At 63.8% G+C, this 13647-nt stretch carries 9 protein-coding genes; all 9 read right to left on the bottom strand.

Annotated features, from left to right (window positions below):
- Window positions 1-34: 34 nt before the first annotated feature.
- Window positions 35-688 (bottom strand): TorD/DmsD family molecular chaperone, encoded by a 654-nt coding sequence (locus tag WG899_RS07650; protein WP_444718818.1) that lies wholly within the window; start codon window positions 686-688, stop codon window positions 35-37.
- Window positions 685-2847, bottom strand: a complete 2163-nt coding sequence (locus WG899_RS07655; protein WP_339595033.1) for a 4Fe-4S dicluster domain-containing protein — start codon at window positions 2845-2847, stop codon at window positions 685-687. The genes WG899_RS07650 and WG899_RS07655 overlap by 4 nt, the downstream gene beginning before the upstream one ends.
- Window positions 2768-3442, bottom strand: a complete 675-nt coding sequence (locus WG899_RS07660) for a DUF3306 domain-containing protein (RefSeq protein ID WP_339595034.1) — start codon at window positions 3440-3442, stop codon at window positions 2768-2770. Before WG899_RS07660 ends, WG899_RS07655 begins: the two co-directional genes overlap by 80 nt.
- Window positions 3442-3975: a DUF3305 domain-containing protein gene (locus WG899_RS07665; RefSeq protein WP_339595035.1), complete on the bottom strand. Its 534-nt coding sequence runs from the start codon at window positions 3973-3975 to the stop codon at window positions 3442-3444. The genes WG899_RS07660 and WG899_RS07665 overlap by 1 nt, the downstream gene beginning before the upstream one ends.
- A gap of 68 nt (window positions 3976-4043) precedes the next feature.
- Window positions 4044-5714, bottom strand: a complete 1671-nt coding sequence (locus WG899_RS07670; RefSeq protein WP_339595036.1) for a methyl-accepting chemotaxis protein — start codon at window positions 5712-5714, stop codon at window positions 4044-4046.
- 354 nt (window positions 5715-6068) lie between these two features.
- Window positions 6069-7163: an iron-sulfur cluster carrier protein ApbC gene (gene apbC / locus WG899_RS07675; RefSeq protein WP_339595037.1), complete on the bottom strand. Its 1095-nt coding sequence runs from the start codon at window positions 7161-7163 to the stop codon at window positions 6069-6071.
- 122 nt (window positions 7164-7285) lie between these two features.
- Complete coding sequence (locus WG899_RS07680) at window positions 7286-8974, bottom strand: glycosyltransferase family 39 protein (RefSeq protein ID WP_339595038.1); 1689 nt, start codon at window positions 8972-8974, stop codon at window positions 7286-7288.
- 242 nt (window positions 8975-9216) lie between these two features.
- Window positions 9217-11652: a protein kinase domain-containing protein gene (locus WG899_RS07685; RefSeq protein WP_339595039.1), complete on the bottom strand. Its 2436-nt coding sequence runs from the start codon at window positions 11650-11652 to the stop codon at window positions 9217-9219.
- Window positions 11653-11753: 101 nt separating this feature from the next.
- Window positions 11754-13622, bottom strand: coding sequence for a serine/threonine protein kinase (locus tag WG899_RS07690; RefSeq protein ID WP_339595040.1), 1869 nt, complete (start codon window positions 13620-13622; stop codon window positions 11754-11756).
- Window positions 13623-13647: the final 25 nt, after the last annotated feature.

The following is a 13647-nucleotide window of genomic DNA, read 5'->3' on the forward strand; positions in this document are numbered from 1 at the left end:
ACACCGTCAGCCTGCTGCAAGCAAAAAGTGAGATTCAAACTTCCAGCAGATCGAAACCCTGCGCTTCCACCGCAAAAAAATCGCGCGCGAACACCGCCACCGCCCGATAAAAATCGGCCCGTGGATGCAGGGCCAGCGCATCGCAAAACTGCTCCACCCAAGCGCGCAGATGGGCGTTGAAAAAGCGCTGCTGCCCAGCCAGGTTGCTGACGCCGGCGTCATCCCCGGCGATCAGATAGCGCATCACCTCGCTGAGGGTGGCGATATGGTCTTCGGTCTCCAGCACCGCCGCGGGCCGCTCCAGCCCAAGCACTTCCAAGTCTCGGCGCAGTTCCACCAGCGGCTGCTGATTCAAAAAGCCCGTCAGATAGAAGGAGCCATAGACGCAGATCTCGGGCTTGCCGACGCCGCCAAACAAAGCGACGAACTCGTCATTGATTTCGTCCAAGCTCAAGCGCCGGGCCGCCGCCACCAGTTCCGACCAATGCGTTTCCAGAAACGCGCCCGCGCTGGGCGCCTCGGTCACCGCCACGCGCAGTTGCTCAAACAACTCGCCGCGCAATGGCGCATAGAACAACTCGGCCAACAGGCCATAGACCTCGGCGCGCGCCAACTCTTCGCCCATGCCCAAGTCGGCCGTCAGTTCGACGCCGGCCAGAGTCGTCGCGGTGGATTCTTGCTGGCTCATAAATCGGTAATCCTGACTTCGTTCGGGTTGCTATGCAGATCGACCACCCGGCAATCGGCACACATCTGCAGACGCCGCGCGCCCGCGCCTTGAAACATTGGGTGCGCCCCCAGCTTGGCCATCATCAATTCGATCGCCTTGGGCGTCGCGAAAGGCTTGGCGCAGCGCACGCAGCAAAACGGTTCTACTTCGTTGAGGACCTGCATCTGTTTGCGACTGCGCCCGCCATCGGCGAGCAACAGGCGCGGCAGCAGGCTGATAGCCTGCTCCGGGCAAGTGCTGGCGCACAAGCCACATTGCACGCAATTCTTCTCGATCAGCCGCAGTTGCAGCTTGTCCGGGTTGTCGGCCAAAGCGCCGGCTGGGCAGGCGCTGACGCAACTCAGGCACATGCTGCAGCGGTCGGCGTCCACCCGCAGGCTGCCGAAGGGCGAGCCCACCGAAGGCAGGGCAATTTCATCCGGAACAGCGACCGACTGCGCCATCAAATACTCCAGGCACAACTCCAAGGTGGCGCGCTTATCGGCCAAGACGCGGTAGCTTGCCACTTGATCCGCGCTTCGCGCCACCGCTTGCGCGGGCTTGGCTTGCAGCGCAGCATCCAATTGCTGCGCCGTCTGGGCTTCGATCAGGGTCAGGTGTTGCCCCTTGAAGCCCAGGCCATGCAAGATCGACTTTGCTACGGCCATTTGGGCGCTGACGGCAGCACGGTATTCGGGCGCCTCCTCCTCGGTCATCAAGACCCAGACATTGCTCGCGCCATAGGCCAGCGCCGACAGCCACAACTCGATGCCAAAGGACGCGGTATGCCAAGCATCGATGGGCAGCACGCGGGCCGGCACGCCGTGGATGCCTGCCTGTGCGCGGGCCGCGCGGCCCAGTTCACCGATCAATTGCGCGCCTGCGCCCTGGCTATGAATCAGCAGCGCCGCATCCTTGCCACCGGCGCGCGCAAAGGTGCTCAGCAAGGTCCGAATGCGCTGCCCTTGGGCATCGGCGGCGGGGGTGGCATAGCTGATCGCGCCACTCGGGCAGACGGTCGTGCAGGCACCGCAACCAACGCACAGATGCGGCTCCACGATGATGCCGGCCAAGGCGGCGCCGCCCGGTTTGCCCTTGCGCGAAGCATCGCTGCGGATCGCCTGGGCCGAGCAAACCTCGATACAAGCCGAGCAACCGATCTGCTCATTGCGGCTGTGGGCGCAGAGTTTTTGCTTGTAGTTGAAGAACTTGGGCTTTTCGAATTCCCCCACCGCATCGCGCATCTGCAGCACGGCAGCCATCAGCTTGGCATCGTCCGGCGCATGAAAGTAGCCCTGCGGCGGCTGGTGCAATTCGATCAACGGCGCCTCGCTCAAATCCAGCACCAGGTCGAAGTTTTCGCTCAGCGCCTGCGACTGGCGATCAAAGTCGATCGCGCCGGCGGCAGCGCAAGCCTTGACGCAATCGCGGTGGCTGCCGCATCGACTCAGATCGATCTGGTAGCTGAAATCAATCGCCGACTCCGGACAAGCATCGACGCAGGCATTGCAGCGGGTACACAGATCGAGATCGATCGGGTTGCTGTGCACCCAGCTGACCTCAAACGCCCCTAACCAGCCGCTGATGCGGATGTCTTGCCCGGCAAAGACCGGCCAGCTGCGGTGTTGCGGCAAAGCGCCCGGGCCTTGCACCAACAGGCTCAAGGTCAACTTATCGGCCAGCATTTCGGCGGCACGCTGCACGCGCGCCGGCGCGCCGATGATCAACGCCCTGCCTTGCGACTGGTAGCTGACGGTAGGCACCGGCGCCGCATCGGGCAATTGCGCCATCGCCAACAAGGCCGCGATCTTCGGCGTGGCTTGACGCGCATCTTTGGACCAGCCGCCGGTTTCGCGGATATTGACAAAGCGGATCGGCCGCTCCTGCAGCGAGGCGGCGCCCACGGTCTGCTCATTCAATTGTTGGAACAGCAGGCTCTCCTGCGTGCAGGCCACCAGCAAGCCATCGGCCGAGCCGGCCGATTTGGCTGCGCGCTGGAAATCGCCGGCCTCGCGGCGGCACAGCAAGGTGTGAACCGTCTCCAGCCCTTGGCCGGCTTCAGGGCCCAGAGCCTTCTTCAGTGCCGGGCCGTCCAGCGGCATCGTCTTGTTGCAATCGCAGATCAGGGTCGTGGTCATCGGGCGGGCTCGCGGTGTCGATGGCGGGTGGGCGCGTGGAAGGCGGCGGGTCGAGTTGTTCTGGCGGCAAGTCCTGAGCCGACTGCGGAGCGGTCAGCGCCGAGGCGGCCGTTTTTTCCTCGACCTGATCCTCTGCGTCGAACAGGCGCAAGGCCTTGGACTGATTCATCTGGCGCAATACCGCCAGCGGAATCGGGTCGGGCTTGCCGTAGTCGTCAATATAGGTGTCCAGCCCATCCATCACATTGAAGTGGGGGTCGCTGAAGAATAGCTTTTTCATGGCGGCACGCTGCACACCGCGGTCCACCCCGGCGCTCATGAAACGGCTGTAATCAGAGTCGGCGTTCAAGGTCGCGACGTCGGCCAAGGTCGGCAGCACCGGCTGCTCCGCAACCGGCGCGGGCTGGGCCTGCAGCGATTGCACCGCGGGAGCCGTGACTGCAGCGGCAGGGGCCGGGGCCTGCGGAGCGGGATCGGGCGCAACAGGCGCAGCGGGCGGCGCATCCGGCAGCGGCGCCCCGGTGCGCGCCAGGGCCTTGCGGCGTCCCCAACGCGCCAAGAATCCTGCCGGCGCCTCGTCGTTTGACTCGGCCATCAGCGGCGCTCTCCTGGCGAAATAAAGGACTGCGGGCGACGGCGTTCCTTTTTCACTTCCGGCCTGTAATAGACCTCGACATAGGCTTGCAACCATGTGGCCAGATCGGCCGGCAAGGGCACGTTGTCGACCCGCTCCTGCGCATCCAACCAACGGCCGGCTTCTGTATAGCTCAGGCTGACACGCTCGGCCCAGGCTAAAGAAGGGTCCTCATCGCTGACGCGCCAGACCACGAACCAGACCGGTGCACCCGAATTCAGGTTGAGGTAGTAACCCTCGGCCTCATCGGCATAGAGCGTCAGCTCGAAATTGGGGTGCAGACAGATCTGCAGCTTGCCGTCATCACGCAAGACCCGCGGCGACTCACCAAAGGCCGCCTGATGGGCCACCACATCGGCGACCGAAAAGCGCCAGTCTTCCCATTGATTGGGCTGAGCTTCGCGCTGCATCAGGACCGCCACCTTCACCGAGGGGCGGCCTGAGGGCAGCGGGTCATGAGCCTGCGTTTGCGTCGAGTCGGCAGCGTCGTCCATCGCCGCAGTCTAGCGGTCGCCGAAGCCCTTGGCCGAGGACGAGCTTTAGGCCCGGCGCTAATTTCAGCTCAGCGAAGGGTAAACACCGCCACCGCTTGCTGCAGCGTTTGCGCCTGCTGGCGCAGACTTTCCGCAGCGGCAGCGCTTTGCTCGACCAAAGCGGCGTTTTGCTGGGTGGTTTGGTCCATTTTGCTGACCGCATCGCCGATCTCGGCCACGCCAGCGCTTTGTTCGCTGCTCGCACTGCTGATCTCGCCCATGATGTCGGTCACCCGCTTGATGGAGGCCACGATTTCCTCCATGGTGGCCCCGGCCTCGTCCACCAGACTGGTGCCGCGCTCGACCCGCTCAACGCTGTCGTTGATCAACTGCTTGATCTCCTTGGCAGCCTCGGCGCTGCGTTGAGCCAAGCTGCGCACCTCGCTGGCGACCACGGCAAAGCCGCGCCCCTGCTCGCCGGCGCGAGCCGCCTCAACCGCCGCGTTCAGCGCCAGGATATTGGTCTGAAAAGCGATGCCGTCGATCACGCTGATGATGTCGGCGATGCGGCGTGAGCTGTCATTGATGCCCTTCATGGTGTCCACCACCTGGCTGACCACCGTGCCACCTTTTTCAGCCACGGAACTGGCATTGACCGCCAACTGGTTCGCTTGATGCGCGTTGTCCGCGTTCTGGCGCACCGTGCCGCCCAAGATGTCCATGGACGAGGCGGTTTGTTGCAAAGAGCTGGCTTGTTGTTCGGTGCGGATGCTCAGGTCGTTATTGCCTTGCGCAATCTCGGCACTGGCGTTGACCACGCCATCCGTGCCATGCCGAACCTGGCTGACGGCCTGAGAAAAGCGCTCCACCAAGTCGCCCAGCACACCCATCACGCTGTTCGGGTCGCTGCTGTCGTTCTTCAGTTGCTGCGCCAAATTGCCGCCGGCAATCACCTTGACGGCCTCCACCACCTGGAAGGGCTCCCCGACCAAACGACGGCTGACCCAATGCTTGGCGTACCACAGCAAAGCCAATCCGGTGCCGGCTGTCAGCAGAGCCATCAGCACCACGATCTTGAACCAACGGTCTTGGGCCGCCTGCGCCACCTGCACGGCCGACTCGGTACGCGCATCCAACATGCGCAAGAACTCATCCACCGGCTTCATGATCTTGGCCTTGAACTGGTGATAGTTCTTGTCGTGCATCAGGGCCTGGGCCTTGGCCAAGTCGGGCTCACCTTGCTTGGTGAACTTGCCGCTGCCGTCGTCGTACAAACCCTTGACCAGATTCATGGCCACGGTCTCGGTCTTGACCAAGTCGTCCGAGTTGGCCGCCGCTTCCTTCAGCTTGCCGAACTCGGCGTCGGTGAAACCGGCGGCTTTCATCATGTCCAGCAAGGGCTGGCTGCTACTGCTGCCCTTGCCTGCCGGCGGCGTGATGCCGGCGGCGCGGAAGTCCCAGTAAATCTTTTCATAGCCGCTCGGGCGCGGTTTCTTGCCGTTGCGGATGTCCAGCACCTCGAAGTACTGCTGCTCCCACTGCGGGTCACCGGTCATCACATAGGTGCGCGCCAAGCGGGTCAAGTCATCGGAGCTCTGTCGCAACTCATCCGCCAACATCGAGGAGAGGTAACGCGAGCCCTCGGCCGCTGTGACGGCGTCACCCGCCGCGCTCAATCTTGAAATGGCGACTAGAAGCAGCAGCACGACCGCCCCCATGGCGAGCAAGGCCGCGCTGAACATCTGCTTGACGGTTTTCATCGGTGTGTCCCCTGAGAGGATTCGCGCTGCGAATCCGATTCACCCAGGTCGCCACAGGTCAAGAGGTCAGTTGCACCGACAAATTCACCATCCACACCGCGTTCGGCATCACCAGCAGTCCCGCAGTCCACACGGTTTCGGCGCGTGCATCCCCTCGCGACAAGTCGCGACCACGCAGGCCGGATGGGAGGTCCTGCGCAGAGCCTTCAAGCCCTGCTGTTCGCCTCGCCTTTTTACCGGCACCTGTGGGCTATCGGACGCGGCGCCGCGGGCTTGAATGTGCAAATTCACTTTCACCCGCGATGTGCCGATGGGCAAGCGCCGCCGCTATCAGATGCTCAGGTGCTCAAGTGCTCAAGTGCTTTTGGAGATCGAGATATTGGGGAACTTGGCCGAGTAGTCCTTGGCCTGCGACGCGATCTTGACTGCCACCTTGCGGGCCAAGGCCTTGTAGAGTGCAGCCACCTCGCCGTCGGGATCGGCCACCACGGTGGGCTGGCCGGCATCCGCCTGCACGCGGATCGACATGGCCAGAGGCAAGGCGCCCAGGTAGTCGACACCGTAGGCCTGAGCCATCTTCTGACCGCCATCAACGCCGAAGATGTGTTCGGCGTGCCCGCAGTTCGTACAAATGTGCACGGCCATGTTCTCGACTAGGCCCAAGATCGGCACGCCGACCTTCTCAAACATCTTCAAGCCCTTTTTGGCATCGATCAGGGCGATGTCTTGCGGCGTGGTCACGATCACAGCGCCAGTCACCGGCACCCGCTGCGACAGCGTCAGCTGGATATCACCGGTGCCGGGCGGCATGTCGACGATCAGATAGTCCAGGTCTTGCCAACGGGTTTGGCGCAGCAGTTGCTCCAGCGCTTGGGTGGCCATCGGGCCGCGCCAGATCATGGCCTGGTCGTCTTCCACCAAAAAGCCGATGGACATGATCTGCAAACCATAGCCCAGCATCGGCTCCATCAGCTTGCCGTCTTCACTCTCGGGTCGGCCACTGACACCCAGCATCATCGGTTGGCTGGGGCCATAGATGTCAGCATCCAACACACCAACCCGCGCACCTTCGGCGGCCAGCGCCAGCGCCAGATTGGCGGCCGTGGTGCTCTTACCCACACCGCCCTTGCCGGAGGCCACGGCGATGATGTTCTTCACCCCCGGCAGCAACTGCACACCGCGCTGCACCGCATGGGCAACGATCTTGCTGTGGATGTTGACGCTGACATTGCCCACGCCTTCAACCGTGCGGGCCGCTGCCACCAAATGGCGACGCAGCTCCGCCTGCTGGCTGGCACCGGGGTAAGGCAGTTCAATGTCGAAGGACACATCGGCGCCGTCCAGACGCAGATTCTTCAGCTGCTTGGTGCTGACGAAATCCTGCGCGGTATTCGGGTCGACGACGGTTTGCAGCGCTTGCAGCAGCGTGGATTCTTGGATGGCAGGCATGGGCGTGGTGAAAGTGGGCTGAGGCCAAGCCGACTGGGCGGCTCGCGATTGGCCCGGCAGTCTAGCCCAGCCCCTCAAACCCGCACGCGGCCAAAGCCTAATCCCACGCCAGGCGTGAACGATCAGAGCGGGCAGGCACTCGGGTTTTGGGCCTCCAAGACGGCCCACTGCACTTCCAGCTTCGGGCCATTGCCGCGCCGCGTCCAGGGCAGCGTCAAGGTGCCCGTCGACGCGGCTTGGTCCAACAAGGCCGCAACGCGCGGATCCAGCGGGTTGGCCATATCGCGTCGGTCAATCAACAGCAAGGCACCACAGTCGGCGACCATATGCGGCTTGATCCAGGGCGACTTTTGCGGGTCGGCGTCGATGAACACCATGGGCTGCGTCTTGCTGCGCACCGACACATTGCCGGCCAGCCAGGTTTCGCCGATCACCACCCGCAAGGGCGTGCGGGCATGCTCCTTCCACACCACATCCAACTTGCGAGCCAAACGGGCGGCCGGGAAATTGGATCGCGCGGCATGGCCGACACGGTCGGCACCCCAGGCGCCGCCCACCACCATGCCCAGGGCCAGCAGCAGTTCCATGGCCACGCAAACCCACAGGGCCTTGCGCACCAATTGGTCGGAAGTCTGCGGCAGCCAGTGCAAAGACAGCACCCCGGCCATCACAAAGAAGGTCGCCGCCCAGGCGGAGCCCAGGCGCACACCGGCCACGCCCAGCAGCGAGGTCAAGACGACCGGGCCCAGGGTCATGAACAGCACAAAGGTCCACTCTGAGCTTGGCGCTTCGGCCCGCGGCGCGGCCGAATTCGCCTGTGCCTGCGCCTGCGCCTGCCCCGCTCCGCGCCGCAGCCAAGCCAAGAGCAGGCCCACCCCAATCAACAAGGGCAGCACGCGGCCGAACTGTATCAACAAAAACTTGAACAGACGACCCCAATGGTCGATATCGTCGGCATCGTTTTGCCCATGCACGGCACGGTCGGCATAGCTCAAGCCCGGCGAACCGTCGCGCAGCAGCCACTCGATATGCGGGATCATCAAGATCGCGCAAACCAACAGCGCCAGCGCCACACCCCCCCAGGCACGCCAGCTGTGCATGCGCTTGTCCTGCAACATCCAGACGCCGATAACGGCCAGCCAAATCAGGGCGCTGTACTTGGACAGCAGGCACAGGGCCGCGGCGGCGCCGACCAAGATCCAACGGCCCAGCGGCTCCAGTTGCCCTGTCGCACCTAGCCTCACTTGGCCTTCGGCGCGCACCGCCAACAAGCTCAACCACAAGAGCAGGCCCACCGGCATCAGCTGAATGGTGTTGTGGTTGGCCATGATGCCGTGCACACCGTGATAAATCAGCAAGCTGCTCAGGGCGACCGAAACAAAGGCTCGGGCCGGCGTGGTGACCAGCAAGGCAATGCGCCAGATGAAGAACTGCATCAGCACAACGCTCAGTTGTGCCGCAAAAAAGGTCACCCACATCGAACGACCCAGCAGACTGGTCCAGCCATAGACCCACCAGGTTGGGAACGGCGGATGCTTGTAATAGCCCCACTCGAGCGACTGTTGCCAAACCAGTTGTTCGACATTGTCCCAAGGCGGCGCGCGATGGCTCAGCGAGGCCAGCACAGTCCACAGCACCAGGTGAAATGCCATGAAGCCGAACGTCAGCCAGGCCATATGCTGGGCATTGCTGGCATCCAAGCCGAAGGGCAAGCTCTTGCCTGCCGGACGCAAGGCTAGATCGGGCTGGCTGGCGGGCGACTGCCCACGCGGCAAGTCAAGGCCCGGCAAGGCAGGCCGATCGGTCCACATTGAAAAATCCCTCTTTCGGTCCCTCGGGACCCGATGGGACTGCTCGGGCCCACCGCCGCGCAAGGCCTGAAAGGCCTCGCTTCGACCGGTTGCGACGACCACAAAGGGCTGATGCGCACCGGCTGATTTACTCGGGCGCAATCATAAAGGTACAAATATTTACAAACAATCACCCGTTTGAGCGAGTGGTCGGAGTAGCCGCCACACAGCCTTTTGCGGTTGAAGGCCGGCCTGCAGGCCTTTCAGACGGTCTGTTTGAAGGCCATCACGGCCTGGTTGCGCAAGGTGCGCAACAAAGACAGTTCCTTCTCACCCAGGTCGATTCCGCCTTGCTGAGCCTTGTCGGCATAAATCAGGGCGAAAGGCACGCCCTTCATCAACATCGGCAGCAACAGAAAGCTCGGCGCCCGCACCGGCCCCTGATACCAAACAGGCAGACGCTCGGCGATTTTGGACACGGTGGCGTCGGTGATCAGGGTGTCAGCCCCCTTTTGGCAGACGGCGGCAAACAAGTCTGCATGCCCGTTGGCGGGAACGCGCAGCGGAATCTTGAATATGGGGGTGAGTTGCTCGACGCCCTCCCCCAAGCCAAAGCGTCCGGTCAAACACTCGGACTTCGGGTCGCGCAAACAAAACACCACGCGGCGGAAGCCCAGCGCCCGGAAGATGGTTTCCAAAATCATCCGCAACACTTCATTGAGCTTGAAGGTTTCAACCATTGCGTTGGTGATGTCCTGGATGCCGGCCGCCATCATCTCGACCGCCTGCTCGCGCGTCAGCTGCTGATGGCTCATGCCCAGGGTCGGCTCCTCCACCTGGGTTGCCTGCAATTCATGCGGCGTCAGTGAGTCGCTCAACGACGGTGCCAGCGGCGCCAACAAACGATGCGCCGGGGAGTTTCTCGCCAATCGGATGCCCATCGCATCGGCCACCTGGGCCAAGCGCTGACGCGCCTGATCGGCCGCCACATCGAAATGCTCGGCCGTCACGCCCAGCACCCGGGCATAGCGCTGCGCCATCGCGTGCACGCGGGCATGAGCCTCGGCCGGGTCGGTATGCAGGATCACGTCGGCCACCGCATTGGCAGCATGGGCCAGCCAGCGCTGGCGCTCGACCGGATGATCGATCTGGCGCATCGGCGGGTCGCCATGCGGCTTGCGCATGCTTTGCTGCAAGCTGTCGGGCAAGCCCCAATGGCGCGCCACGCCCAGCCCCAACTGCTCATAGCTCATCCCCAAGACCTGGGTGGAGGCCACGCCCTCGCTAACCGGGGCTTTGGGCACCAAGGCAGGTGACACTGCGCTGCCGTCCCGCTCCGGCCGGGTGATGCGCCGGACCTGCTGCGCTTCCTCGGGGAAGTAGAACTCACACAGCGCCCGCCCCAGGTGATGCATCATGGCGCACAGAAAGGCCTCCTCGCTCTCGCGCGGGTTCAGGCACAACTCGCGTGCCAAGGAGGCCGCCATCAGCGAGCGCAGGAATTCTTCGCGCAGTTGCTGGGCATGGGCCTTGTTCTCCATGCGCTCCAGCAAGATCAGCGACAAAGCCAGATTGCGAATGCCGGCGAAGCCGACCAGCGCCACCGCCCGCGAGACGGTGCTGATGCTGCCGCCGCCTGCATGGCTGTACTGCACGGTGTTGACCAGGCGCAGCAGCTTTTGGGTCAGGGCAACGTCTTTCAGAATCTCATTGGACAGACTGGCCAAGCTGCCCGACTCGGACGCGGTCAGGTTCTGGATGCGATTGATCGCATCGGACATGGCCGGGAAATCACTTTTATGGCGCATGCGCCGCAGCAAGAACTCCAGCGCCACTCCGTCCCCGGCGCCGTCGCCCTCCTCGTGCTGCTCAGGATGAAGCCATTCCGCCAGGGCATTTTGAAAGGCATGGGCGCTCGGCCAACGCTGCGCGGGATCGCGCGCCAAGCCCCGCTGAACGATGGCACGCAGCGCATCATCGACATCCTGCCCGAGCCCGGCCGGCAACAGCAAATCTTGCGTCATCACACGCCGCACCGCCACCCAGGGGTCGGGGTCGTAGTTGAGGCGCTGGCCGCTGAGCAACTCCGCCAGCACCACGGCGGCTGCGAACACATCCATCTGCGCGCTCGGCGGCGCGCCACTGGCGGCTTCGGGCGAGATATAGCCGGGCGTACCCACCACCGGCTGACGCTCGGAGGCCGCAGTTGCCCCCGGTGCGGCCAAACGCGCCGCGATGCCAAAGTCCATCACCCGGGCATGACCGCGCGCGTCAAGCAAGATATTGCTGGGTTTCAAGTCGCGATGCACGACGCCCGCCGTATGCGCCGCCTGCAGTCCATCGAGCACACCGAGAAACAACTCGACCGCCGCTCGCGCATCAATGGGCGCATTGCGGCCGCCCCGCATCCGATCCGCCAGCGTGCCGCCGGGCACATACTCAAACACCAGATAAAACTGCCCAGCTTGGCTATCGGCCTCGAACACCGGCACGATATTCGGATGGGTCATTCGGCTGACCGCTCGGGCTTCATGCAACCATTGATCCAGACTCAACGGATCGGCGCCGGGTTTCAGCACCTTCAAGGCCACATCGCGATCCAATCTGGGGTCATGGGCCAGCCAGACCTGCGCCTGCGCGCCCTCCCCGAGACTGCTCAACAAACGGAAACGCCCAACTTCTGGCAGGGCGGATGCCATCGGCGAACTGGAAAGGGAAGGCAGATCGTCTGGATGCATCGGGGCCTGGATATGCACTGCGGGTTTGGATGGGATCGCCAGCCGTCAAGCCCTGAGGGCCATCAGCTGGGGCGCTCGCCGGACTTGGCAGCCAAGCGCGCGCGCAAGGATGAGGGCTTGGGCTCCTGCACATCGAGCGCGCCATGGGCAGACAGCTGCGCAAACGCGGAGTCGGCCGTGTCGGCACCAGCTCCTGCTTGCTCGGGGTTCATGGCCGCTTGTACCTCGCGCAAGCCGATGCCCAGCGTGCGCGCATAGCGACGGGTGGCCAGCTCGATGCCGGCTTGGCGCGGCTTGCCCTCCGGCAGCAGCAAGGCGTCCACCAGCTCATTGGCCAGGCTGGAGGTCAGTCGCAATAGATCGGCCTCGCTATCCGCGGCACGCAGCGCCGCATTGGGCGGCTGGCGGCGAATCATGTGCAGCAGCTCGTCGCCCAGGCTCCAATGGCGCGCCACCGCGGCCCCAAGTGACTCCAAATCGCATCCCATCACCGCAAAGGCCGCCGCTTGCTCGCTCATCGCCTGCGGGTGCGGCTGGTCGGCGGTCGGCTCGGGCGGTTGCATCAGTTGCCGGATCTGCTGGGCGTCATCAGGGAAGTGATATTGCAAGAGCAAGCGCCCGAGGTTTTGCATCACCGTGATCAGGTACACCACCTCGGCGTCATAGCCGGCCGGGCGCAAGGCTTGCGCAATCTGGCCGGCACGATGCACTCGCTTCATCAGGCTCTGCAGCATGGCGGCCTGCATTTCATTGAGCGGGCCGGGCCAAGGTTTCAAGGAACGTGCCGCCTGCTGAACCCCTTCCAGGCCCAGCATGGCGATGGCGCGCTGCATATTCAACACCGTGCCATCCACCGGAGCACCGCTCTGCTTCAGCGAGTTATTGACCCGCCGCAACAGTTCCAGGCTCAGGGCCATGTCCTGCAGCACCATGCCCGACAAGGCGCTGGTGTGCTGCCGCTCCATGGCCGAAGACTGGCCGACACGCTGCAAAGCGGTAGACGTACTGGGCAGATGGCCCATGCGCTGCAGCTTGTCCATCAGCAAGGCGATCGGGCCATCCTCGGCATGCGCGGCGGCGGTGCGCCAACCATCCAGCGCGCGCAAAAAGCTGCGGGCGATGTGGTAACGCTGGCGCGCCTGCCGGTCGGTGGCGCGGTTGCAAATGGCACGCAGCGGCTCTGGGATCGGATGCGGTGTTTCCCAACCCATGCGCACCAACTCGTGGCCGATCGGCTGCATCTGTTGGATCGCGGCCTGCAAATCGCTTTGCTCCAGCACCGGTCGGCCGCTGAGGATGCGGTGCAGCATCAGGCCCACGCTCAGAATATCTTCGGCAGCCGATTCCCGCGCCGCCCGACGCGCCACCGAGTTGTAGTCCACATTGGCCGGAAAGACCTCCTGCGCCACTTCCAGGCCAACAACCCTCACCTGATTGCTCGGGCTGATGATCAATGTCGAGCACTGTACGTCGCGATGCGCATGGCCGGCCTCGTGGGCAAAGGCCAAGCCCTCCAGGTATTGGCAGACCCAATCGGCGGCGTCCACCGGCAAGGGTGCCGCTTGGCGCGCCAGCCGCTCATCCAATGTTTCGCCCAAAGCACGGTCGTATGCGATGTAGGGCCATTGCTCAACTTGGGCGATCTCCACCACATGGGCCAGATTGGGGTGCTGCACGCGAGCGCCGGCATTCGCCATACGGAGCCAATGCTCGGTGGCCGAGGCACTGTTCGGCGCCACACGGGGCATGCAGAGCATCAACTCCTGGCCAAGCCGCGGATCAAAAACCAACCACATCATGCTGCGCATGCTCTTGTTGAGCAGCGAGCGCAGCTCGAAACGGCCGAATCGACGCATGGGCGCTGCCGGCGCGGCGGCCTTGGCTGCGCTGGCGGGAGGTCGGGCGGCGGAAGAGGAAGAGGCGTCGGACACGGGCAATACTGGCCTCGTGGGCCAG

Origin of the sequence: Paucibacter hankyongi (assembly GCF_037482915.1) — a bacterium.
Taxonomy (GTDB): Bacteria; Pseudomonadota; Gammaproteobacteria; order Burkholderiales; family Burkholderiaceae_C; genus Paucibacter_A; species Paucibacter_A hankyongi.

Bases quoted from the DNA above. Each gene is read 5' to 3' on its own strand.
- WG899_RS07670 (WP_339595036.1), bottom strand. From the start codon at position 5,714: ATGAAAACCGTCAAGCAGATGTTCAGCGCGGCCTTGCTCGCCATGGGG.
- WG899_RS07655 (WP_339595033.1), bottom strand. From the start codon at position 2,847: ATGACCACGACCCTGATCTGCGATTGCAACAAGACGATGCCGCTGGAC.
- WG899_RS07680 (WP_339595038.1), bottom strand. From the start codon at position 8,974: ATGTGGACCGATCGGCCTGCCTTGCCGGGCCTTGACTTGCCGCGTGGG.
- WG899_RS07650 (WP_444718818.1), bottom strand. From the start codon at position 688: ATGAGCCAGCAAGAATCCACCGCGACGACTCTGGCCGGCGTCGAACTG.
- WG899_RS07665 (WP_339595035.1), bottom strand. From the start codon at position 3,975: ATGGACGACGCTGCCGACTCGACGCAAACGCAGGCTCATGACCCGCTG.
- apbC (WP_339595037.1), bottom strand. From the start codon at position 7,163: ATGCCTGCCATCCAAGAATCCACGCTGCTGCAAGCGCTGCAAACCGTC.
- WG899_RS07660 (WP_339595034.1), bottom strand. From the start codon at position 3,442: ATGGCCGAGTCAAACGACGAGGCGCCGGCAGGATTCTTGGCGCGTTGG.
- WG899_RS07685 (WP_339595039.1), bottom strand. From the start codon at position 11,652: ATGGCATCCGCCCTGCCAGAAGTTGGGCGTTTCCGTTTGTTGAGCAGT.